The 23,333-nt window shown below is 58.2% G+C and carries 21 protein-coding genes; 13 read left to right on the top strand and 8 right to left on the bottom strand.

Annotation, left to right across the window (positions count from 1 at the left end):
- Positions 1–313: 313 nt before the first annotated feature.
- The gene (locus FKG95_RS17395) at positions 314–2,155 is read left to right on the top strand and encodes a PHA/PHB synthase family protein (protein ID WP_246116815.1); all 1,842 of its coding nucleotides are present in this window, start codon (positions 314–316) and stop codon (positions 2,153–2,155) included.
- Positions 2,156–2,212: 57 nt separating this feature from the next.
- Positions 2,213–2,956: a class I SAM-dependent methyltransferase gene (locus FKG95_RS17390; protein ID WP_142897677.1), complete on the top strand. Its 744-nt coding sequence runs from the start codon at positions 2,213–2,215 to the stop codon at positions 2,954–2,956.
- A gap of 471 nt (positions 2,957–3,427) precedes the next feature.
- Here the strand turns inward: FKG95_RS17390 and FKG95_RS17385 are convergent, their stop codons facing one another.
- Positions 3,428–4,102 (bottom strand): hypothetical protein, encoded by a 675-nt coding sequence (locus FKG95_RS17385; protein ID WP_142897676.1) that lies wholly within the window; start codon positions 4,100–4,102, stop codon positions 3,428–3,430.
- A gap of 404 nt (positions 4,103–4,506) precedes the next feature.
- On the opposite strand from FKG95_RS17385, the gene FKG95_RS17380 reads away from it, so the two are divergent.
- From FKG95_RS17380 to FKG95_RS17360, 5 genes are all read left to right on the top strand, one after another.
- A complete protein-coding gene (locus FKG95_RS17380) occupies positions 4,507–5,796 on the top strand; it encodes a DoxX-like family protein (RefSeq protein ID WP_179954148.1) in 1,290 nt (429 codons plus the stop codon).
- Positions 5,793–6,269, top strand: a complete 477-nt coding sequence (locus FKG95_RS17375) for a DUF2269 family protein (protein ID WP_142897674.1) — start codon at positions 5,793–5,795, stop codon at positions 6,267–6,269. Before FKG95_RS17380 ends, FKG95_RS17375 begins: the two co-directional genes overlap by 4 nt.
- A gap of 120 nt (positions 6,270–6,389) precedes the next feature.
- On the top strand, positions 6,390–6,950 hold the full coding sequence (locus FKG95_RS17370) for a hypothetical protein (protein WP_142897673.1): 561 nt from the start codon (positions 6,390–6,392) through the stop codon (positions 6,948–6,950).
- 134 nt (positions 6,951–7,084) lie between these two features.
- Positions 7,085–7,513, top strand: coding sequence for a DUF2147 domain-containing protein (locus FKG95_RS17365; protein ID WP_179954147.1), 429 nt, complete (start codon positions 7,085–7,087; stop codon positions 7,511–7,513).
- A 183-nt stretch (positions 7,514–7,696) separates the two neighbouring features.
- Complete coding sequence (locus FKG95_RS17360) at positions 7,697–9,406, top strand: di-heme-cytochrome C peroxidase (protein ID WP_142897671.1); 1,710 nt, start codon at positions 7,697–7,699, stop codon at positions 9,404–9,406.
- A 99-nt stretch (positions 9,407–9,505) separates the two neighbouring features.
- Here the strand turns inward: FKG95_RS17360 and FKG95_RS17355 are convergent, their stop codons facing one another.
- From FKG95_RS17355 to FKG95_RS29720, 3 genes are all read right to left on the bottom strand, one after another.
- The gene (locus FKG95_RS17355; protein ID WP_142897670.1) at positions 9,506–11,467 is read right to left on the bottom strand and encodes a peptidoglycan-binding protein; all 1,962 of its coding nucleotides are present in this window, start codon (positions 11,465–11,467) and stop codon (positions 9,506–9,508) included.
- A 140-nt stretch (positions 11,468–11,607) separates the two neighbouring features.
- Positions 11,608–12,894 carry a cation:proton antiporter gene (locus FKG95_RS17350; protein WP_142897669.1) on the bottom strand — a complete coding sequence of 429 codons (1,287 nt, stop codon included), beginning with the start codon at positions 12,892–12,894 and terminating at the stop codon, positions 11,608–11,610.
- Between the two features lie 460 nt (positions 12,895–13,354).
- Complete coding sequence (locus FKG95_RS29720; RefSeq protein WP_179954146.1) at positions 13,355–13,843, bottom strand: hypothetical protein; 489 nt, start codon at positions 13,841–13,843, stop codon at positions 13,355–13,357.
- A gap of 40 nt (positions 13,844–13,883) precedes the next feature.
- On the opposite strand from FKG95_RS29720, the gene FKG95_RS29715 reads away from it, so the two are divergent.
- The 3 genes from FKG95_RS29715 (at position 13,884) to FKG95_RS17335 (ending at position 15,921) form a co-directional block, all read left to right on the top strand.
- Positions 13,884–14,387 carry a cytochrome P460 family protein gene (locus FKG95_RS29715; protein WP_179954145.1) on the top strand — a complete coding sequence of 168 codons (504 nt, stop codon included), beginning with the start codon at positions 13,884–13,886 and terminating at the stop codon, positions 14,385–14,387.
- 213 nt (positions 14,388–14,600) lie between these two features.
- The gene (locus FKG95_RS17340) at positions 14,601–15,089 is read left to right on the top strand and encodes a thermonuclease family protein (protein WP_179954144.1); all 489 of its coding nucleotides are present in this window, start codon (positions 14,601–14,603) and stop codon (positions 15,087–15,089) included.
- An 82-nt stretch (positions 15,090–15,171) separates the two neighbouring features.
- Positions 15,172–15,921, top strand: a complete 750-nt coding sequence (locus FKG95_RS17335) for a DUF6969 family protein (RefSeq protein ID WP_142897667.1) — start codon at positions 15,172–15,174, stop codon at positions 15,919–15,921.
- A 13-nt stretch (positions 15,922–15,934) separates the two neighbouring features.
- On the opposite strand, the gene FKG95_RS17330 is transcribed toward FKG95_RS17335, so the two are convergent.
- The 4 genes from FKG95_RS17330 to FKG95_RS17315 all read right to left on the bottom strand — a co-directional run bounded on the left by FKG95_RS17330 (position 15,935) and on the right by FKG95_RS17315 (position 18,829).
- Positions 15,935–17,122 (bottom strand): YeeE/YedE family protein, encoded by a 1,188-nt coding sequence (locus tag FKG95_RS17330; RefSeq protein ID WP_142897666.1) that lies wholly within the window; start codon positions 17,120–17,122, stop codon positions 15,935–15,937.
- 30 nt (positions 17,123–17,152) lie between these two features.
- Positions 17,153–17,629, bottom strand: a complete 477-nt coding sequence (locus tag FKG95_RS17325) for a DUF302 domain-containing protein (RefSeq protein WP_142897665.1) — start codon at positions 17,627–17,629, stop codon at positions 17,153–17,155.
- Positions 17,630–18,027: 398 nt separating this feature from the next.
- Positions 18,028–18,189, bottom strand: coding sequence for a hypothetical protein (locus tag FKG95_RS29710; protein WP_179954143.1), 162 nt, complete (start codon positions 18,187–18,189; stop codon positions 18,028–18,030).
- A 157-nt stretch (positions 18,190–18,346) separates the two neighbouring features.
- A complete protein-coding gene (locus tag FKG95_RS17315; RefSeq protein WP_218940235.1) occupies positions 18,347–18,829 on the bottom strand; it encodes an acyl-CoA thioesterase in 483 nt (160 codons plus the stop codon).
- 174 nt (positions 18,830–19,003) lie between these two features.
- Between FKG95_RS17315 and FKG95_RS17310 the strand changes: the two genes are divergently transcribed.
- The 3 genes from FKG95_RS17310 to FKG95_RS17300 all read left to right on the top strand — a co-directional run bounded on the left by FKG95_RS17310 (position 19,004) and on the right by FKG95_RS17300 (position 23,270).
- Complete coding sequence (locus FKG95_RS17310) at positions 19,004–20,401, top strand: glycerate kinase type-2 family protein (RefSeq protein WP_142897663.1); 1,398 nt, start codon at positions 19,004–19,006, stop codon at positions 20,399–20,401.
- Positions 20,402–20,537: 136 nt separating this feature from the next.
- Positions 20,538–21,413 carry a protein-L-isoaspartate O-methyltransferase family protein gene (locus tag FKG95_RS17305; protein WP_218940234.1) on the top strand — a complete coding sequence of 292 codons (876 nt, stop codon included), beginning with the start codon at positions 20,538–20,540 and terminating at the stop codon, positions 21,411–21,413.
- A gap of 315 nt (positions 21,414–21,728) precedes the next feature.
- The gene (locus tag FKG95_RS17300; protein WP_142897661.1) at positions 21,729–23,270 is read left to right on the top strand and encodes a CYTH and CHAD domain-containing protein; all 1,542 of its coding nucleotides are present in this window, start codon (positions 21,729–21,731) and stop codon (positions 23,268–23,270) included.
- Positions 23,271–23,333: the final 63 nt, after the last annotated feature.

The raw sequence follows: 23,333 nt of genomic DNA, 5'->3' as shown, positions 1-23,333 counted from the left end.
CGGTATTTGATTTTTTTGCCTATCTCCTGTGCAGCGGAGCAGTGTTTTGGTGTTTTGGCGGGTGAGTGTTTTGTGAATACTCGTGTTTGGCAGTAAGCTGAGCGCCTGAACACTATCCGAAGTAGTCTGCACCGAATCGTAGATATCGCTGTAAGTTTGCAGCCGCTTAAAAGATCCATGTTCCCGCAAATCAATAACCGGTCGCGGCGAAGGGCAGGCGGGTGCTATAACCTATTCAAACGGGGCATCAGCCCACTTGAAGTCTTGGCCGGTCGGGACGAGCGGGCAATTCAGATCAAACGGGGAGAGAAACGTGAGTGAGCAAGCCGACAAGACTTCCGGTGGCGCTAAGGATGGCGACGGCTTCGAACAATTGCAGCAGGTTTTGACCGGGCAGGCAGAGGCCGCGGAACGCTGGAACGAGCTTGCTGAACGGAGTCAACGGGTCGTTCAAGCCTTTTGGGAGCATCAGAGCGAGCAGGGGTTCCAGGTCACGGACCCCGTATCGGTCGGCAAAGCCTTTCTGGAGATGTCGGCGGCCCTTTGGAGCGACCCCGCCAAGATGATGGAAGCCCAGTCCAAGCTGATGCAGGAGAATATTGCGCTCTGGCAGAGCACGAACCGCCGCATGATGGGAGAAAAGGTTGATCCGGTTATCGAGCCCACCGGTGGAGACCGGCGCTTTAAGGCGAATGAATGGAGCGAAGATCTGCTGTTCGACTTCATCAAGCAGAGTTATCTGTTGTCCTCGCGCTGGGCGCAGTCCCTCGTGCGCGACGTCGAAGGCATTGATCCCAAGAGCAAGGAAAAGGTTGATTTCTATACCCGGCAGTATCTGAGCGCGCTCTCGCCCACCAACTTCGCCATGACCAATCCGGCCGTCCTTAAGAAAACCATGGATACCGGTGGTGAGAACCTCATGTCCGGACTGCAGAACCTGCTTTCAGATCTGGAGAAGGGGGATGGCCGTCTCGCGATCTCCATGACCGATGAGTCCAAGTTCGAGGTCGGTAAGAATGTCGCGGTGACGCCGGGCAAGGTGGTTTTTCAGAACGACCTCATGCAGCTCATACAGTATGCGCCCAGCACAGAGACAGTCTACAAACGCCCATTGCTCTTCGTGCCGCCCTGGATCAACAAGTTCTACGTGCTCGACCTGCAGCCTAAAAACAGCCTGATCAAGTGGGCCGTGGACCAGGGCTACACGCTCTTCGTCATCTCATGGGTCAATCCCCGCAAGGAACTCGCGAACAAGTCCTTCAGCGACTACATGCTGGAAGGGCCAATAGCCGCGATCGATGCCATCGAGCAGGCGACCGGCGAGAGCAAGATCAACGTTCTCGGTTTTTGTATCGGCGGTATCCTGACCGTTTCCACATTGGCGTACATGGCCGAAAAAGGAGATGACCGCGTGGCGTCCGCGACCCTGCTGGCGACCATGGTCGATCTGCAGGACATCGGCGAGGTCAGTGTCTTTATCGACGACGAGCAACTGGCGGCGATGGATCGCCACATGGAGGAAACCGGTTACCTCGAGGCCCATCATCTGGCGCAGATCTTCAACATGATGCGCGAGAACGATCTGATCTGGTCATTCGTGGTGAACAATTATCTCCTGGGCCGCGACGCCATGCCGTTCGACCTGCTGTATTGGAACTCGGACTCCACGCGCCTGCCGGCTTCGATGTTGTCCTACTACCTGCGCAAGGTTTATCAGGAAAATCTTCTGAAAGAACCCGGTGGAATGGTTCTGGACGATACGCCGATCGACATCTCAAAGATCAAGATCCCGACATATTTTCTTGCCACCAAGGAGGACCATATTGCGCCCTGGGGATCCTCGTACCCGGCGACTTCTCTGCTGGGGGGACCTGTCCGGTTCGTTCTGGGGGCTTCAGGTCACATCGCGGGGATCGTTAATCCCCCCGCGGCGAACAAGTACTGCCATTGGATCAATGCCAAGAAGCCAAAGAGCAAGGAAGACTGGTTCGAGGGCGCGGAGCGGCATGAAGGCTCCTGGTGGCCGGATTGGCATAGCTGGCTTTCCAAGAAGTCAGGCACGAAGAAGACGTCACCGCGGATTCCGGGAGAGGGAAAGCTGCCGGTGATCGAGGACGCGCCGGGGTCCTATGTCAAGGTGAGGGCGAACGACTGATTTATGGCCATTCCCGGAGGAGAGGGGGCGGGCCGATTGGGCGCACAGAGGCAGGATATGGATCAAAGGGAGGCACTGGCCTCGTCCTGGAGCAAGAACGCCGAAAACTGGACCAGAGCCGTTCGGGAAGGGCTGATCCCAAGCCGGGGCGCCGGGACCGACGACGCCATTGTCGAGGCGATTTGCTGCCGGAAACCGCAAAGTTTTCTCGACGTTGGCTGTGGCGAGGGCTGGCTGGTCCGGCGGATCGTCAAGCGCACGGGTTGCCATGCGCTTGGGATTGACGGCTCGGCTCAGCTTATCGCGGACGCCCGCCAGGCTGATCCTGATGGCCGCTACCAAGTTGTCGATTACCGTGAGTTGGTGGAGAGGCGCGCCGGATTCGATGAGAGTTTCGATGTTATTGCCTTCAACTATGCCCTTTTCGATGAAGAGGCGTCCAGGCTTCTTGAGGCGATACGGCCTTACCTCTCAGCCGGGGGACGGATCGTTATTCAGACACTGCATCCCTGGGCGCTATCGCGAGAGGGGCATTACCTGGACGCGTGGCGTCGCGAAGACTTTTCCGCCTTTAAGAATCAGGACTGGACGTCGATGCCCTGGTACTTTCGCACGCTTGCGTCCTGGCATGACGTCATTCGTAACGCAGGCCTGATGATGGCAGAACTGCGGGAGCCCGCCGCCAAGCCCGGGGGGCTGCCGCTTTCGCTGCTCCTGATTTGCGCTGCTTTCGAACAGTTGGAGGAAAAGCGGTCTGAGATTTCCGACTGCCGTGAAGATCCTGCTGACGGAAACCAATGATCTCTCTGGACGCCGCTGTTTGACGTGAGCGGCGGGCCTGCTTCAACACCTTGGTGAACTGCGCAGATTTCCTGCAACCCAGTCCGGGCATCGACCCGGAAGCCATTCATCACTCGTGGGCCGCTGCATTTTTCGGTGCCTGTTGGGACTAGGTTGAGAACTCCTATTCCCCGATGGTCTTGATCGTGTTTTGCCTGGTTTTAGGCAGGAGAGGTCTCGAAAGCGGGCCCGTAGGCCCGGTGAGAGGGCTCGACGCCCCTAAAACCAGGTAAAACACGACCCCAAAGGGGCAGCAAGATTATGAGTTCTGGGAACCACGTTCTGGGAACCAAGTTCTGGTCAGCGTCGTGTCGTCAGTCCAATTCTGGCTAAGCACGATGCTACAGCATCGCTCCATTCCTAACTCCTTGCCAGAAACATAATTTTGTCGTCAAGACCGTCAAAGAATAGGAGTTCCCAACCTAGATCGGATCAAGACTCTTTTCCGTATTTCAGGATCGGTTTGTTTTGGCTCAGCGTCATCCAGGAGGCTCTGACCAGATAAGTGCTCCAGGCAACAATTCCCACAAACTTACATGCGTCTTCCAGGAACCCGACGGTCGGACCGCTGAACGGCAGAACGTCAAGGAATATGCTTGCGCCAAAAAGGAAAAATCCCAGAAGAAGCAAAAAATTATCGGTTGTCAAAATCTCGCGGGGGAAACGGAGGAAAATGAAGACGGAAAATAAGGCGTAGAGAGCATAAATAATTTTTTCGTCGATCCCAAGATATGGGGCGATAACATCATGAATTAAGAAAAAATCGTCAAAACTAAGTGCGACGGTAAGTATGCCGAGATGAAGCAAAAATTTGCCATATTCGGTTGAATTTTGCATTCGAACCAAAACAACTCCGGCAAATAAAGCAATAGATGCTGCGCACATCCACATAATGGCGCCAAGATTTGAGATGGCGCCGGTGTAAACCTCGCCTTTGAGATATACAATTGGGTCAGCCATCATGACCCAGGGGGATACCCATGGCTGAAATTTCACAAACAGACACAGGAGTATCGCTGGCAATACTGAAAACGCGATTGGACGATAAGAGCGGATTTTTATCCTAAGTCGGCCAATGTCATGAATTTTCTCGGCGATCACGCCCACTGTGGTTTCCTAAGCTTCGGTTTGCATCGTCGCACATAATAGCAAGATCAAACTCATTAACAAAAGCAAATTATAGATTTGCACTGATCTGGAAAGACTCAAGACGTGGCCCAAACTAACTTTCTTTTCTTATGGATGGAAACAAAACTGTAACCAATATTATTGATTTTGGCTGAATAGGTATTTAATTCCAATACAATCCAAGAAAAAATTTTTTATAATCCGGTCCCGAGGCTCTTTTGTGACAGTCCAATTCTCCCTGCCTTCCGACTGGCAGACTGGCATAAAGGACCCTGACGCTCCGTTCCGAGCCCTCGGCCGTGCCGGTTTGACACTTTCGTTGCTTCTGGTCTGCAGAGCTTTTAAGTCTGGGAAGATATGCAAGAGGAAGGTACCCGATAGCTTTGAAAGTTCTTTTGACCGGTGCCAACGGTTTTGTCGGGCGCCATCTCATGTCTTCTCTTCTGGATGCCGGGTACAGTGTGACGGCGGCTGTACGTGATCCCGGTGGGTTCCGGCGGCAGTGGCCATCAATCGATGTCATGGATTGCGATTTCATGATCGATCAGCACGCTGCCGTCTGGCGCGCACGGCTGGCCGGCTTCGACGTTGTGGTGAACTGCGCGGGTGTCCTGCAGCGCAGTCCGGGTGTCGACCCGGAAGCCATTCATCACCTGGGACCTGCCGCGCTTTTCGACGCCTGCCGGGATTTGAAGCTTCGAAAAGTCATACAGATTTCGGCGATCAGCGCCCGTGAGGGTGTTGAGACTGAGTATGCTCAGACAAAGTGCCGGGGCGATGCCCATCTGATGGCGCTGGATTTGGATTGGGTCATTTTGAAGCCGTCGCTGCTTTACGCGAAGGGCAGTTACGGTGGCACGTCTTTGATCCGCGCCCTCTCCGCGCTTCCCCTGGCCATCCCTTTGCCGGGCTCCGGCGATCAGGCGTTTCAGCCCCTCCATCTCGATGATCTGGGGCGGAGCCTCGTAAAGCTGCTGGAAGACCCCGCGGCGGGAAAACAGGTTTTGGAGCCCGCCGGGCCCGAGACTCTGTCCTTGAAGGACATCCTGCTGCAGTACCGCAGGTGGTTGGGAATTCGCGGCGGCCTTTGTATCCCGGTTCCCTTGTGGCTGGTGCGGGCCGTCTGCCGCATGGGCGACCTCCTTGGCATCGGTGCTTTGCGGACAACGTCGCTTGAGCAAATCCTCGAGGGTAACTGCGGAGACAATCAGGGCTTCGAGGAGGCGATCGGCTTCCGGCCCCGCAGTCTGGCGGAGGCGCTTCAAAACGATCCGTCCGATGTTCAGGACCGCTGGCACGCGCAGCTTTACTTTTTTGCGGTCCTCGCGACCTTCGCGCTTTCGGCAACCTGGATCCTCTCCGGTGTGATCGGTCTTTGGGTTTTGCCCGATGTCGGCGAGCAGGTCGCAGGGCGGATCGGCTTGACCGGCGCGGCCGCGCTTGCAGCGGCCTTGGGGGCCTGTTTGATGGATATTCTGGTGGGGGCCTGGGTTGCGTTGCGCCGTGCGCCAGGTCTCTGCGCCCTGGTGCAGGTTACCATTATTCTCGGCTACACCCTGGTCCTCGGCATTGCGATTCCCGAACTGTGGGGTGATCCCTTCGGCTCCCTGATTAAAAACCTTCCGATGTTGGCGCTCATCCCCATCTGGGCTGTTTTGGCGAAGAGCAAATGATCGATCCCTACCTGACTGCCAAGTGGGTTCATATTCTCAGTTCAACGGTTCTTTTCGGGACCGGCTTGGGGACAGCGCTGCATCTATGGCTCACCCATCTGTCGGGCAATGTCGATGCCATCGCCGTGGCGACGCGAAACACCGTTCGGGCCGATTGGGCCTTCACCACGCCCTCGGTCATTGTTCAACCCTTGAGCGGTGTGGCGCTGATTGAACTGGCCGGCTACGATTGGCTGGAAAGCTGGCTGGTGGCTGCACTCGCGCTCTACGCCCTGGCCGGGGCCTGCTGGTTGATCGTTTTGAAACTCCAGCTGCGCATGCGGGAGCTTGCGCAAGAAGCGTCCTTGCAAGGTCATGGCTTGCCGGATGTCTATTTTCGCTGCGCGCGGGCCTGGTTTTGGCTGGGTTGGCCGGCGTTTACAGCTGTGATTGTGATATTCTGGCTCATGGTGCACCGGCCGCAGTTATGGTGAGCGCGGAAGGTGGCTGCCTCTTTAATGCGAGGCGCGTTCACCACAAAGATGGCATCGCATGAGGAGAGCATTTGGTCTATTATCCAGACAACTTACCCGGTAATTTCCAGGAGCGTTGTCATGCAGATTGTCGTCGAAGATCGTGATTTCCGCCGTCTGAAACCGGAGACCCAGCAAGACCTGCTTTCGCTCCTGATCGGGAAAAAGCTGCCCTCGCTTCAATCCGGGGCTTCCAAGCCCAATCCATCGAAGCCCAATTCACCGAAGTCCGATGCCTCGAAGCCCAGTTCATCGAAGCCGGGCCCGTCCTCCAATCGCCTGAAGTGGCGTGAACCTGTCGATCTGCGGCCTGAGCAGGCGATGAAGTTTCTGCACGGTCTGTCTTCGGATCACCGGCGCAAGTTGGAACTCTTTTCCAAGAAAAGCGGGCGGGTCCGCATGCGCGATATCATGAAGATGTCGGGCGATACGGATCTGCGCGGTGCTTCGGACTTTCAACGACTTATGACGCGCCGTTTGCGCCGCCTGATCGACGACCCTGAAAAGAAGGCGCAGTTGATCGGATGGGACTTTGACGCGACCAAGTGGGATGAGAAACAGACGACGATCATCGACGGGGTCTACTACGTGACGGAAACCACGGCGGCCTCCCTGCGCAAATGCATGAAGGAACATGCCTGACGTTCGCGTGCCCGGACGAACGGCGATAATCCGATCGTGATGCCATCACGCTTTCAGTGCGCAGGACCATCCGTTATCGTCGGGTGATGCAAAGCCTCACCCTTCGTTCCCTTTTCGCAAGCTTTCTAATCGTCATGCCCGCGGGAGCGGAAGCGCTCGCCTGCGCCTCTGTCTATGGTGTCTGGTCCACCTGGGAAGACGATCCTTTCGAGTCGGAAGAGCAATCCCGTCAGGAAATTTATGATTGCGGCGATGCGGTCTGCAGCCGTTTTGTTTGGGAGGCGAGGCCGCTGGATGAAAAGACCGGCGAGCCGCGTCTGGACGTAAATCATCCCGATGAGAGCAAGCGAGCCCGTTTGGTGTCCGAGGTCAATATTCTCAGCAAGTTCGAGCCGGTCGCGGATGACCGGGGCTGCATTACGGAAATCTACGGAGGCGAGATCTACGACCCGCGCGCCGGCGATATTTACGGCGATTCCTGGTTGAGCTACACGATTGAGCTTGAAGGGGATGACATTTTGCGCTTCCCGAACGGCATCGCCTGGACCCGATACAGCGACTAAAGCAAGACAACTTGGAGTCTCCGCCGCGTTTTTAATCGGCATGCGGGTGGAATAGGCTATGCTTTCAAAGTGTTATGACTTAGAATTGTAAGTAGAGAGACGAACTGCGAGGGAGCGGTGAGTCGGGTTGGGGCGAGCGGATCAGGCAGGAGGTTTGACCGGTCGATTGATTAGAGGTGGGGAATGCGAAATTTCTTTCGCGTTGCACTCCTGGCCGCAGCGGGTGCTGTGGCGGGCTGTGCTCACAATATTCCAGATGATGGGTTTGTTTATCTTGATCAGGGTTGGTCGAATGCCGACCGTCAATGGTTTTATACCACGACCCAAGGGTCGCAATTGATACCTTACGACTGGTTCCTCGCGGTCGAGCAGACCGACAGCGAGGAGGCCTTTCGCAGCGACGCAAATATCAACCGTTACCGCTACCTGACCAACGTCGCGACGTCGTACTACAATCCCGACGGTCTTCCGGTGGGTATGACCCGCTATGAGGATCCTCAGGGCGAGGCCTGGATGGGCTTCACCTGTGCCGCCTGTCATACGGCCCAGATTGATTATCAGGGCAGCAAGATGCGCATCGACGGCGCCCCGGCGCTGGCCGATCACACCGCCTTTCATGACGGTCTGATCGCGGCGCTTGAGCAGACCGGTTCCGAAGACGCGAAGTTCGACCGCTTTGCCGCGAAGGTCCTTGATGATCAGGACGGCGACGAGGCGCGCGATGACCTGCGTGACCGCCTGGCCGATCTGACGGCGGAACTGAGATCCTGGCAGGCGCGTAATCACACGCCCGTCGCCTACGGCAACGCGCGGGTCGATGCCTTCGGGATTATTCTCAATGAAGTCAGCGGGACGGCTCTCGGCTTGCCGGAGAACTACCGGGCGCCGGATGCACCGGTCAGCTATCCCTTCCTCTGGGATACGCCGCAGCATGATTTCGTGCAGTGGAACGGTATTGCCAAGAATGGTGTTCTGGGCTCACTCGGCCGCAACGTCGGCGAGGTTCTCGGGGTCTTTGGAACCGTGAACGTCAAGAAATCACGCTTCGGCTATCCGTCGTCCGCCGACACGAGAAACCTCCGCGATATGGAGGACCGGGTCAAAGAGCTGTATTCGCCCAAGTGGCCTGATGAGCTGCCGGCGATCGATCCGGTGAAGGCCGCGGCCGGCGAGGCGCACTACAATAAGTATTGTGCGGGCTGCCACGTGGTCCTCAGCGACACTGAACGGACAGATCCCGAGCGCCAGATCACGGCAAAGATGGCAAAGGTCTCGAAGATCGGGACCGATCCGCGGATGGCGACGAACTTTATTCAGCGCCGGGCTAAGACAGGCCGTCTTAAAGGGGCCAGGACCCGGGTGATCGTGGGGCGCAGCCGTCTGGGAGAGGAAGAGGCGGCGGGCGCCTTGCTCAGCCATGTCGTCAAGGGAGTTATCATCCGCCGCGTCGTCGACCGTGTGGCGGGACCGCGGGTCGAGGGGACCGAGAACATCAAGGTCTCTGAAAAGTCCCTGCAGCGCGCGCTGGCGGGACTGACACCCGAAGGCGAACAGACCGTGGAGACGGTCGAGTTGCTCCAGGATTCGCCCTTATTGGCCTATAAGGGGCGCCCGCTCAACGGGATCTGGGCCACCGCGCCATACCTTCACAATGGTTCCGTGCCCAACCTCTACCAGCTTCTGCTGCCGTCAGATCAGCGCATGGATCGGTTCTCGGTTGGCAGCCGGGAATTCGATCCGGTGAATGTCGGCTTTGAGACCGATCCAATGCCGGGGAGGTTCTCTTTCGACACCTCCCTGATCGGCAATTCGAACGCCGGACACGACTACGGGACCGGAAAGCTGACGGAGGCGGAACGCTGGGAGCTTGTGGAGTATTTGAAGACTCTCTGAGCCCTGTCGGAAGAAGCTGCTTTTGGAAACCTGATGGCAACGCGGGGCGTCTTTCAAGCGCTTCGCGTTGCCCTTCAGAGTAACCGCTTTCGAGTGGACCTAACGGATCAGAGACGCTTTTTTCCGGGCCGCTTCCAGATCATCGGCGCGATAGGGGCGCTGGCCGCAGTCGGCCTGAAAACTGCGCTCCAGGGCTTTCAGCGCGCGGTCGTTTTGCCTGGCTTCGGGCAGGATCTTGTCTTTGTACTCGGCGAACAGCCGGTGCCGCTTATCCAGAAGCCTGTTGTAGACTTCGAGCGTTTCGGGCTTGTCTGGATCGGTTTTCGGCAGTGTCTCATCCAGTTGCACGTCCAGGGCCGCAATCTCGTCGGCCGTCGCATCCTGTTTCTGACTGGAGGTTCCCGCACGGAGCTTTTGCGCCAGATAATCGTCTTCGATTCTGAGACAGGCCGAGAGCTCGTCGCGGCTGAGGACATTCGCGTCCACCGGGCCCACTGAATCGAGCTTTTGCTCAGGGCGGAAAAGACTGATGACTTCGTCTTGTGTCCCGAGATAACCCTTTGCGCCGAGATAGGCTTCGACTTCAGCCGCGGCAATTTCACTGTCCGTTTGGGATCCGATTGCAGCCGTCTTCGCGGGAGGAGGCGGGGGCGGCGAAACAACGGCCGTTGCAGGAACGGCTTGGGGGACAGGCGTCCCTGTTGCATCCGCCTCTGTTGCTGTCGCTCCGGTTTGGGTGGATTTGCTGGGCGCACGTGACACGACCAAATCGACTGAGAGGTTGCGTCGCGTTGCCTGGCCCGGTGCAGGAAGCTGCCGGAGGACGGTCCCCGGGGCGACGTCTTCATGGACTTCGTAGGTAACGCGTCCGATCAACTGCTCGCTCTGGATCAGCATGAGCCGTGCCTTGTCAAAGTCGAGGCGGGTGACGTCGGGGGTTTTGGATGTCGTTTCTGTCTGGGGTGCCTCTGTCTGGGGAGCCTGCGCCTGAGGGGCTTGAACCCTTTGAGGCTCCGGCGCCGCCTGCACGACCTGGGGAGCGGTCGGTGGCGGGGGACTCTCCGCCCGCAAGGCCGTGATCAATGCTTCGTCAATTTCCGTAGTGCCGGGCAGCTTTTGGTCTAATCGGAAAGCCGCAACCGCGCGCAGTGTGCGCGGTCCGGCGACACCATCCGCAGGTCCGGCGTCGTAGCCCAACGCGTTCAGAAGGCTCTGCGCGGTCTTATTTCGCGCCGACTGCCCCTCGCTCTCGGGTGTGCCCTCGGCAAGATCGGACTCTTGAGGAGAGAGGCTCTCGACACCGGAAGAGACCACGCCCAGGTTGGACAGGGTGGCGATGCGACTTCCGATTTTGGCGAAGCGGTCGGTGCTGATGGGGCGGGTAACCACGGGGGCGTCCGAAACGAGGACCGCTTCGTCCAGGGCTTGCAGCTTTACGATTTCTGACTTGGGTCGTGCGAGATCCATGGTTCCCGCGATCACGGTGATGACTGCACGTTCCTCGCTGACGTCGATTTCGAAACTGGCTTTTCCGGCGGTGACCGTGCCGTAGTTGCTGGTGACGGAAATCGGCAGAAGTTTCTGTTCGGAGGGTGTCAATTGCACAAACATCCGCCCGAACGCGACTTTAATCTCCCCACCCTTGAAGTCGACCTGCGTGTTGGGGTGGACCACCGCCTCCCAGGATTGGTCGGCGTAGCCGATGATCGCGGTCTGATCGCCGGTAATCAGCGAGTCGCCGGCGACCAGCGTCATGCGGGTAACGCCTGCGAAAGGCCGCCCGCCCCGCATGACCAGTATGTTCCCGACCTCCTGCTCATTGGCGATGCGTTGATGCGTGACCACGGCTTTCAGGAGCGGACTTTGCGGATCGGTCCAATTGATGTTTTGCGCGCTCAGGCTGGGTGTTTTGGCGATCAGGGCTGCGCCGATCACCAAGGCGCCAAGCGTCAGAACTGCGGCAGCGCGGGTCTGCCGGAAGAAGGCCGTCGATGGGGTGAAACGACGCTTAAAGGTGCCTTCGCGGTTCTCTGCGGTCCGGTTAACCTTTTGATCCGTCACGGGTTCGTTCTCTCTGCGTTAACTTTATTCAATCGTTAGTGTACCACGACTCTGCCTAAAACAAGCAGCAGAGTCGCGATCAGCCGGCGAGAAAACACGCAATCGGCGCAATTCCGCCTCTGCAGGCCGGGTAAAGCTTCTCAGTGGTGTGCTTTTTCGTCCTGCTGTTGATCTTTTGGAACGAAATGCTTTGCCACCTTGCCGACTGTTGCGCCCTGAACCACGACGGAAAAGACCACGATGACGTAGGTGGCCGTCAGGATCGTCTCACGGATCGGACTGTCGGGTAATGAGAGGGCCAGGGCGATGGAGATGCCGCCGCGCAGGCCGCCCCAGACCAAAATCGGATAGGCGCCCTTGGTGAAGTCAGCGATTTTGGACATGAAGAGCATCGGCACGCCGACCCCGGCGCAACGGGCCGCGAGAACCAGAAAGATGCTCAAGACACCCAGCAGCAGATGTCCTGCATCCTGAGCAATCGCCACAATTTCCAGGCCGATCAGCAGAAAGAGCACCGAGTTCAGGATTTCGTCGAGCAGCGACCAGAAGTTATTCAGGTGTTCGCGCGTCCGCTGGCTCATGGCGAGCCGTGAGCCGTGGTTTCCGATCAGCAGACCGGCGACCGCCATGACCACCGGCCCCGCAACGTGCAGTCTTTGCGCCAGTGCGTAGCCACCCATCACCAGGGCGAGGGTGATCAGAACCTCGATGTTGTGCTCATCGATGGAGCGCATGGCCAGGAACGCCAAACCGCCGATCACAAGGCCCAGGAGAGCACCGCCGATAGCCTCCTGAACAAAGAGCTGGCCGGCATCGATCAGGGAGAGCGGCTGGCCGCTCATCGCCGAGGCCAGAAGGATGGAAAAGATCACGACGCCGACACCGTCATTGAAGAGGCTCTCGCCTGCGACTTTTGCTTCCAGCGTGGCCGGGACGCGCGCGGATTTGAGAATACCCATGACCGCGACCGGATCGGTCGGGCTGATCAAGGCCCCGAATACCAGGCACCAGGCCAGCGGAACGTCGAAGCCGACCGCGAGGGCCAGAAATTTGAAGCCAAAACCCACAATCGCCGTGGAGAGGGCGATCCCGATCGTCGCCATGGCCAGGACGGTCCATTTGCGTTTGGACAGGCTGCTGAGATCGACGTGCAGGGCGCCGGCGAACAACAGGAAGGACAACATGCCGTTCATCAGGGTCGAGTGAAAATCCAGATCCTTGACGAAATCGTGCAGTGCCGCGCCCATGGCAATTTGGGGGAAGAGCCTGTCAGCGCCCAGGAGGGCCAGAGAAGCGACGGCTCCGATGACAGTCAAACCAATGGTTTGGGGAAGCTTGATAAATTTATAGTTTAAATATCCGAGTGCCGCGGCCAGGACGATGAGTGCGGCTGAGGCCTCAAATGGAGAAAGATCTGATGTACTCATAAAACCCTAACAAAAAGTCAGTCAAGAATTGCGCGAATTATCTATTGGTGAGACGAAAGCACAGTTTATCACGTGCGTTCACAAGTCTGTGTAACCCTGCATCATTGTGAATAAAAGTCCCTATTGTTGAATATGCTGTTTGCCGGGTTTGATCGAGAGACTGAAACCGATGAATAGCGGCCCAGCTCCTTTCCAGCACTCGGGGAGTTGGGTCTAAAGCAAAGTCCTCATCCCTCGAGGATCTCGCGGGAGGACCGGGTTTCGGCCCGGTCCTTTTCCCCCGGGGGGAACGAGCAAAAAAACAAATTAGGGAGGTGGAGATGGGCGACAGACTATCTCGAGAGAAAATTATCACCGGACTAAAAGACAATCTGCTGACCACCACGACGGCGATCCCGCTTGTCCTGGGGCTGGCGGTCGGCGTCGGCGCAGTTGCTGTCAGCATCACGGCGTTGCCCGGTCACGCTGTTGCTTCATGCGCCGCGGCAAACCCTTGCAACCCTTGCGCAGCGGCCAATCCTTGCGCGGCGAAGAATCCCTGCAACCCTTGCAATCCCTGTGCGGCGAAGAACCCCTGTAATCCGTGCAATCCCTGTGCTGCGGCAAACGCTTGCAACCCCTGCAACCCTTGTGCAGGTGCTGCAGCCGGCGGCGTGTCCGCGCGCTGCATCGTTCCGCGTCTGGCATCGGCGAATCCCTGTGCGGCAAACCCCTGCGCCGCAAAGAAAGCATGCAACCCGTGCAATCCTTGCGCGGCGAAGGCCTGTAATCCGTGTAATCCCTGCGCTGCCAAGAACCCTTGCGCGGCGAAAAATCCCTGCAATCCCTGCAACCCCTGTGCAGCCAAGAACCCCTGCAATCCCTGCGCAGCGGCGAATCCCTGCAACCCTTGTGCAGCGGCCAATCCTTGCGCAGCAGCAAACCCCTGCAATCCCTGTAACCCTTGCAATCCGTGCAATCCCTGTGCGGCAGCCGGGGGCTCGGCGGAGTTGACGGACTCCGAAATGATGCGGGTTTATGACTGCATTATTGACGAGATGGTTGCCGGCTACGCCAAGTCGGGCAATCCCAGCGCGGTGGCCTACAAGGACTGGCCCCGTTTCTCGAAGATTTCCTATACCTCGGACACCCATGGCGGCCGCCTGGTCAACAACTATTCCAACGACGTGGCCAAGTCGGAGTACAGCAAGTTCGAGGACGGCGGCACCATGCCCGTCGGGTCGATCCTGGCCAAAGACAGCTTTACCGTCTCCGGCGCTGGCAGAGTAGCACCAGGGCCACTGTTCCTGATGGAGAAGATGGCGGCCGGTTTCGACGCGGATGGCGGCGATTGGCGCTATACCCTCATGATGCCGAACGGACGCGTGATCGGCGTAACCGGAGGCCAAAGCTCGGGTGCGGTCGCCTTCTGTAAGGACTGCCATATCGCCGTCGGCGATGATCAGGACTTCCAGTTCTTCCTGCCGGAAGAACTCAGAACATCGATGAAGTAGGCTGGCTCAAGCGTTGAGAAAAGCGCTTTTGAGGACGTGATCGGGATGTGTTGCTGCTTCGGTGGCGGCACATCCCGAATTTTTTCGGGGCTTGACCAGGCTTTCGTTTTGATTGGAAACCCCGTGTACGGGAGTACTATTAAAGATTGCGGAATCATTGGAAGTCGGCTTGCGGGCCGGGTCTTTAACTTCCGCTCTTCCGGGCTGATGCAGATGAGACAACTTGCCCTATCCTTGGGTCTTGCCGCGTTTACGCTCGTCGGCGCCCCGGCATCGGCGGAGACGATCACCGGCGCTTCACGTATCATTGATGGTGATTCGCTTGAAGTCGCAGGCCGGAAGATCGATCTGCTAGGTGTCGACGCACCCGAGCTGGGACAGACCTGCAAGTGGCCCAAGAAGGAGATCAACTGCGGTCTGATTGCCAAATCGGCGCTGATGGATCTGACTGCCGGTGTCTCAGTGGTCTGCGAACTTGCGGCTGGTGACAGGGGCGGCAACGCGCTTGGTGTCTGTCGGGCGGCGGGGTACGATCTCGCTGAAGGTATGACCCACACTGGCTGGGCTGTTGCGATCGACGGTGCGCCGCAGCGTTATAAGACGGCGATGGCAGGTGCGCAGGAGGCGCGGCGTGCGTTGTGGCATGGGCAGTTTACGCTGCCTTGGATTTGGCGGGCACAAGAAGGAGAGGCCGGTCAGTGACTCTCCCTTCCGTCTGCATTAAGACTGGTAAGCCCGGTGCTTGGAACAAAGCACGGCGAACCCTGAGGTATTGAGGGATAAGATGATTGTAAGCAATTTGATGGCGGGTCTCAGCAAGGCTGAACTCCAGGCGATGTCCAAGGCCGGCAGCGAGATTGTCGAGGCCTACCGGGTCTTGAACAAGACCTCGGCCAATGTGGTCGGTCAGGTTCTGGCCAACCAGGGTACGTTTTACGAGTGGGACCACTATCCGAACGGCGACGTGTACGACGCCGAGACTTTCAGTCAGTACTACTATCATTCTCATCGCGGAACCGACGGGGAAAACGGACACTTCCACACTTTCCTGCGGTCCGGCGGCATTCCCTCCGGAATCTGGCCCGCCCCCTATGAAGGTGAGGGCACGCGACCTCTAGGTGAAGACGCCCTGGCCCACATCATCGCGATTTCCATGGATCGTCAGGGTTTCCCGATTGCCCTTTTCACGACCAATCGCTGGGTCACGGGCGAGACCTTCTATTCGGCGGAGAGCGTCATCCAGATGATTGATGCCTTCGAGATCGACCACACCTTCCCCTGCCTCGCGGCCAACAAGTGGATCAGTGGCGTCGTTCGCCTGTTCCGTCCGCAGATCGAGGAGTTGCTGCGCCAGCGCGATGCCGAAATCGAGAAGTGGCAGGCCAGTCATCCGAACGAAGACGTGTACGAGGACCGGAATCTGGAAGTGACATCGAGCGTCAAGATCTCTGTCGACGAGCAGATCAAGGCCGTTCACAAGGCCCTATCCGAGGCCCCCAAGGAGAACCTCTTTCTCAACAGTTCCTGGGGCTGACGAACGAGGCCTGTTACAGCCTGAAAAAGGGCCTGAGCCGGACGCCGATGTAGTTGCCCGGCAGAGCGCAGGCGATCCAGACCCAGCCGTGCAGGCTCGTCGAGGCAACGCCGCTGAAAAAAGCGCCGATGTTGCAGCCGTACGAGAGACGCGCGCCATAACCCATGATCAGGCCGCCCAGGACGGCGGCAGTGAGTGAGCGGAACGCAATTCCCGCCGGTTTGACGAGCCGGCCTGCAAGGGCCGCGGCCAGGAAGGCGCCCAGGATGATTCCGAAATTCATCACGGACGTGACATCCTGCAAGACGCTGCGCTCCAGGGCCGCTTGCTGAAAACCACCCGACCAGAAACCACTCGTTGCAGGATCCCAGCCGGCGAAGACGGCTGCCTTGGCCGCCCAGAGTGAAAAGGCCCAGGTGATGGACCAGGGGTGCCCGGCGACCAATAGAGTCAGCCAATTGAAGAGCGCCAGCAGAAGTGCGGATAGGAGCAGGGGCCAGGGACCACGTAGAAGCGTCTGCCACCTGAAATGGCCGATATCCCAGAGCGGCCGTTTTTGAGTTCCGCCGAAGAAACGCATGACCGCGTAAATCAGCGCGAGCGCGCCGAGTTGAAGCGGCAGGGCGATTTCCCAACCAAGGTGCTCGCTCAGGGAAACCGATCCGACGCCCGGCAGCTGCGACCACCAGGCAAGATCAAGGCTGCCCCAGAAAGCGCCGATGCAAAAGAAGACCAGGACCAGGAGAGTGCGGAGGCTGCCGCCGCCGGCGGCAAAGAGAGTGCCCGATGCACAGGATCCGCCGAGCTGCATGCCGATCCCGAAGAGGAACGCGCCGAGGGCCATGGAAAGGCTGACCGGCGCGACGGCGCCTCCGACGCCCCGCCCGAAAGCTTCCCCCTGCGCCAGGATGGGCGCGAACAGTAGAACGGCGACGGCCAGCATAATCAGTTGAGCGGTGACACCTGAGATATCGCCCTCGAGCATCGCGCGGCGGTATGCGCCGGTAAACCCGAAGGCGGCGTGGTAGAGCGATATGCCCAACCCAACGCCGATCCCAAAGAGCAGGAGCTGCTTTAAGCTGATCATGAGGACCGAGGCCGCAAGCAGAACGATGGCGGTCATCGCCAGCAGGAGCGCGGTGATCTGGACCGGGTTAGGAACGCGCGGTAACTCCGCGGAAGGCTGTGCGATAGCGCTCATTGATGTGGCAAATCCTGTAGTGGCGGCGTGCTATTGCAGAGCGTCTTGGGCGATCTGCGCCAGAATGACGTCCAGTTCGGCCCCCAGTCTATCAAGATCCGCGACCTCATAAGCGCCAAAAACGTGGCTGGGCAGGCGATAGCTCAAGCGGGCCGTGCCGTCGGATTGCTCCGTGACATAGAGCCTGAGCGGGGCTTCAACGCCGGCGGCTTCGCTCGCGGCAAGCATACGGACCGCAAAGTCCGGGCGGAAGATCATGAAGACCCGGTTGCCCGGAATCGTCACGCCAATCGACTTCGCCCCACAATTGGCACAAGCCTGAGCCACAAGACCCATCTTATTCTTGGAGATCGCGCCGGTCAGCCGTTCGGTGAAGTTATCGAAGGGAATCGTGGTTTCGATAAGTTTTACGCCGCTGTGAGGAGAGTAGGGCTCGGCAAGCAAGCTGTCTGAAGGCGCGATGAAACAGAGCAGTGAGGCAAGGGTCATTGGAATGATCCAACGCATGCTTAATCTCCGGTAACTTTCTTGAGTGAGCCGTGAGACTACCTCAATTGCGCCTACCTGAAGGGTATATCACTGTTATTTGATCGCAGATTTACCCACGAAATCATCGCTTTGAGGTAAATTCGCACCGGCTTGATCACATAGTTTCACGACGCTGTGCAGAAGGGCTGAAAGAAACGCAAGAATAGCCATTTGCACAGTGTAATAAGGGAAGGCAGTCCGCTGACCCCGGATCCTTTAAGTCAAGGGTTCGCAACAACAAGGAGTGTAGAGATGAACAACAAAACTTCACACAAGGGACGGCTTCTGTCCTCCACGACCATTATCCCTGTCATGCTCGGACTGGCCGTTGGTCTGGGCAGCATGGCTGCAGGCGTAACTGCACTGCCAAGCTCCGCTTACGCCGGCTGTTCGCCCTGCGCCGCGAAGAAGGCTTGTAACCCTTGCAATCCTTGTGCAGCTAAGAAGGCCTGCAACCCTTGCGCCGCCAAGAACCCCTGCAATCCTTGCAACCCTTGTGCTGCAAAGAACCCGTGCAATCCTTGCGCGGCTAAAACCAACTAAGTCATTCCCTGACTTTTTGGGAACCGGCCGCTTTCCGTCGATCGATGGAAGCGGCCGGTTTGCGTTTGACATGACTTCATGGCTCGCATGAGGAGCAGCCGCTTCATTCCGGAGCGGTTTTTTTGATTTGATTTCTGAATTTGAGTGGGCGCCCTATTTGGTGGATTGTCCGGGCGCTTCCGCCCGCCAGCCCAGCAGCTTCACGATCTGCGCCGGCGGCACCACGATGCCGTTGCGCCCGACCAGACAGGTATTTGACGTGCCGCGCGCGATGACGCGTGTGCCAACCACAAATTCATGCTCGCTGAAGACCAGCCGCCGGTCCCATCGAACGATGCGGGAGCGCAGGGTATATCTTTGAAACAGCTTGAGGGGCTTTCTGAACTCCATGGTCAGTGAGCTGATGGCCGGAGCCCAGCGATATTTCAACATGAGCCGCAGGAGGCCGGTTCGCAGGAACATATCCATGCGGCAGAGATCTATCAGCGTCAGATAGCGCCCGTTGTTCATGTGAAAATTGATGTCGAGATCTGTCGGAAGCACGCGCAGCTTCAACCGCGACCACTCCAGCAGGCCCATTTTTTTCCGAAAGAAGGATAGCAGCACGACCCAGAAAAGGCGGAAGATAAGGCTCATCGCAAACACCCTAAGAAGACCAGCGCTCTGAACTTCCCCCGACGCGCGGAGAATAGCATATCTCCATTTCAGTTTCGAGCCGTTGCAGAGCCGCGCCGACCTGGTTTTACGCTCCAATGCGGATGTGCTAATTCTTGCGCGCATACCCCACGATACAAATGACGGAAAAGATCGATGAACCAGGCCGGTGATGGCGGGCGCCCCGCCGAACTGCGTGCACTTGCGCAGGAAATCTACATGGCGGGTGTCAAGGCCGCCGATCCGGCTGAGGCGGTGCGCCGGGCCTTAAGGATCAAGAATGACCGGCTCGAGATTCTCCTGTCTCCGGGTACAGCGGACTCGGAAATACGCAGCGGCGAATGGAGGGCCGTGCGACCCATTGCGATCGGCAAGGCGGCAATCGCAATGGCCCGAGCCGCAGGTGAGCTTCTGCCCGGTCGTCTCTTCCAGGGCGATGGAATTATCGTCACGAACCACGAGAATGCAGCTTCAGCGACAAAGGTCTCCGGATTTGAGTTGATCGGCGCCGGCCACCCCTTGCCCGATGAGAGCGGTTTGTACGGCGGGCGCCGGGTCATGGAAATCGCCGGCCAGGCCGGAGAGGATGAGCTGGTCCTGGTGCTGGTCAGTGGCGGCGGGTCCGCACTGGTTCCGGCACCTGCGCCGCCGATTACCTTCGCGGAAAAGATCGAAACCACCGACCTTCTGCTGGCGAGCGGCGCGGACATCGTGCAGATGAACTGCGTGCGCAAACACCTGTCATCCTTGAAGGGCGGGGGCCTTGCGCGTTGCGCGGCACCGGCTGCGCTTCATGCCCTGATTCTCTCGGATGTGATCGGCGATGATCTAAGTGCGATCGCCAGCGGCCCGACCGTGGCGGATACAACCAGCTTTGCCGAGGCCATCGAAATTCTGAAAAACGGCTGCGCGTGGGATCGTGTTCCGGAGAGCGTGAGGCACCGCCTCAACGAGGGGCGGGCGGGGCGAATTGAAGAGACGCCCAAGCCCGGCGATGCGATTTTTCAGAAAACCGGCGCGACCCTGATCGGAAGCAATGGGTTGAGCCTTGCCGCAACCGAAACGCTGGCGCAAAAACTCGGATTTGAAACCCATATTGTCAGCGAGGCTCTCTGCGGCGAGGCCCAGGCTGCGGCGGAACTGATACTTGACCATGCCCTGACCGTTGAACGCGGCGCAGGGCGGCCTCTGGCCTTACTGGCGGGTGGCGAGACGACAGTGACGCTGCAGGGTGACGGTCGCGGCGGACGCAATCAGGAGATGGCGCTGGCTTTTGCCATGCGGGCCGCAGACCGGGGATTGATGGGCCGTTGGGCGTTTCTAAGCGGGGGAACGGATGGCCGGGATGGCCCGACAGATGCCGCGGGCGGGCTCGTCGACCCGGGCAGCATGGCGCGTATCGCGGCCGCGGGTGGCAATGCCGCGGCGCTCCTAGGCAACAACGATTCTTATCAGGCGCTCGCGTCTGCCGGTGATTTGCTGAAGCCGGGGGCAACCGGAACCAATGTGGCGGACCTGCAGGTCCTGCTGCTTGAGCCTGATCGGTCTCGTTGAGATGGCAAGCATTCCCTATCAGGGTTTTGTGCTGTTTGTAGAGGGCAGGCGCGCTGATCAAGGCTCATAATTGATTTACCCGGAATGGTTCGAGTCAACTAGTATTTCTCTATAAGGAGGCATGGGGAGATGGGCTTTGGCAGAAATTGATATCGTTCGGCGTGCCTACGCAAAACAGGTTCTCGCGGCTGCGGACGTGCGAAATCAGATGCTGGAGGATGCCTTTGCGACAGTCGCGCGGGAGGCTTTCCTCGGACCCGGACCCTGGCCGATCCTGCGATGGGGCAGGGGCTACGTTCTCTCGCCCAATGATGATCCCGTCTATCTCTACAGCAATGATCTGGTCGGAATTGATCCCTTGCGCAACCTCAATAACGGCCAGCCTGCATTGCACGCGTTGTTGATTGACAGGGCCGGTCCGCAGCCAGGAGAACATGCCGTCCATATCGGGGCCGGTGTCGGCTACTATTCGGCCATCCTGGCCGGGATGGTTGGGCCATCGGGAAAGGTCACGGCGATTGAATTCGACCCGCAACTGGCGGCGCGTGCGCGCGAAAACCTGCACGCATTTGAGCAGGTCACGCTGTTGCAGGGAGACGGCGCCGAGCTCGAGTTTGAGCCCGCCGATGTGATCTACGTGAACGCCGGGGTGACGCACCCCGTGCCGCGTTGGATCGACCGGCTTCGAGATGGCGGACGCTTGATCCTGCCGCTGACCACGCGCCAGGGGTTTCTTGGTGGCGGCGTTACAAAACCCGAAGATGGAAAGCCGATCGAACGGCGCGGCGCGGTTTTTCGGCTGCGACGCAGGGGTGATGAATTTGATGCATGCTGGATATCTCCCGTTGCTATCTTTCCTTGCGAAGGCGCTAGAGATCAGGAGGCTGAAGTTGCTCTGTCGGCGGCGCTGGATCGCGGCGGCTGGGAGCAAGTCACACGCTTCTACCGCGGTAAGGACATGCCCCAGAAAAATACCTGCTGGTTACGAACCAAGAATTGGTGTCTTTGCTAATGCGGATGGAGCGTTTGTCTGACAGGATCACATACCGAGAAGTAGGCCGGGTTTTTAGAAAAAGCAACCAGGGCGCGCATTGACATCGAGTCAAATTTACACTTAGTTAGTATTCACATCGAAATATAGTGTTTAGACGCATCGAATATTACAATTATATTACAGATTAATGACATGTTATTGAAATTAAGTTGCATATTAAAAGGTGAATCTTCATCATCGCCACTCTACATATTGAATTCGTGACGGATCAAATTGACAAGGGTGGCGGAACGGCGAGGTTCTGGCAAAGAGCCCGCTGTTTGTCTTTGGCGCATGCAACATGAAATCGAACTGAAACTGGCGATTCCCGAAGACGCACTGGCGCGCTGGCGCCGTGCTTCACTCTTCAGACCCTTCACGAAAGGCCGAGCGAGCAACAAGCATCTTGTCGGCACCTACTTCGATACCCCTGAGTTGGAGCTGAAGGCGCTGGGCATTGCGTTGCGTGTGCGCAAGATAGGCCGGAAACGCATACAGACGCTCAAGGTTCCTGGCAACAAAGCGACGGGCTTTCAGCACCTGATCGAATATGAGCAGGAGATCTCTCAGGACGAGCCCGACCTCTCGCTGATCGACAGTAAGCCCCTGCAAAAGCTCTTCACCAAGAAACAGGTGCATGACCGCCTGACCCCTGTCTTCACGACAGAAATCAAGCGCCGGATCACGATTTTGGCGTACGGGGAGAGTGAAATCGAGATGGCCTTGGATGAGGGCAGTATCTCGACCGCTGATCAGACCATGCGTTTGAGTGAAGCTGAATTCGAACTCCGGTCCGGTCATCCAATCGATATCCTCGATCTGGCGCTTGAGATCCATGGAAAGCTGCCGTTTTCATTGGAGCGGCGCAGCAAGTCAAAGCGCGGCTACAGTCTCTTTACCGGTGACACGCCTGCGCCTGCGCGAGCTACGCCGGTGATTTTGGACGGCAAGGCCATAAGCCGCCGGGTCTTTTCGCAGATTGCGTGGAACTGCATTGCGCAGATGCGGGACAACGAACAACCGGTTCTCGAAACAAACGATCCGGAAGGTGTTCACCAACTGCGTGTCGGTATCCGCAGGCTGCGTTCTCTCTTCGGCATCTACAGCGCATATCTGGCGCCGGGGACCCGGGAAACGGTTGTCGCGGAATTGGCCTGGGCGCAAAAAGAGCTGGGACCCGCCCGCGACTGGGATGTTTTCGTCGAGGAAACACTGGCCGCTGTCGAGAAAGACATGCCGGATGAAAAAAGCCTGCCCCATCTTGCGCGTGCGGCCGCTGCGATGCGGGCCTCGAAATCGGGAGACGCCCGTGCCTTTGTGCGCAGTGAACGCTACGCTCTGTTGCTGCTGCGTTTGTTCAAGGGACTGGAGGCAGACAGCTTTTTTGCCGACGAAGACAAAGCGGTCCGCAAGGCCCTCGCTAAGCCGGTCCATGATCTGGCGGCGTCCGTCCTGGCGCGGCACGAACGCCGGGTCAGGAAGCTGGCGTCTCGGGTTCAGGAACTGGAGATCGAAGACGTTCACCGGCTGCGCCTGCGCGTGAAGAAAATGCGCTATGCGGCGGAGTTCTTTCGAGGGCTTTTCGCTGTGAAAAAGGCCAAGCGGCGCAGCAAGGCCCTGGCCGCGCTGCAGGAAGCGCTCGGTGCCGTGAACGACGCTGCCGTTTGTGAAGATCTTCTGGAGCAATTGACGACAGCGGCGCCCAGGAACGTAAATCTGCGGGTTGCCGCGGCCCTTTTACGCGGGTGGTATGGGGCGCTCTCCGCCCACAGCGTCGCGTCGCTTGCATCACTCTGGGAAGACTACGAGGCCACGCCCTGTTTCTGGGACGACTAGGTTGGGAACTGCTGTTCCTTGACGGTCTTGATCGTATTTGCCGGGTTTCAGGCCGGAGAGGGA

Origin of the sequence: Denitrobaculum tricleocarpae (assembly GCF_007004665.1) — a bacterium.
GTDB classification, from domain to species: Bacteria; Pseudomonadota; Alphaproteobacteria; order Kiloniellales; family Kiloniellaceae; genus Denitrobaculum; species Denitrobaculum tricleocarpae.
This window is presented reverse-complemented; position numbering and strand designations above follow the sequence as displayed.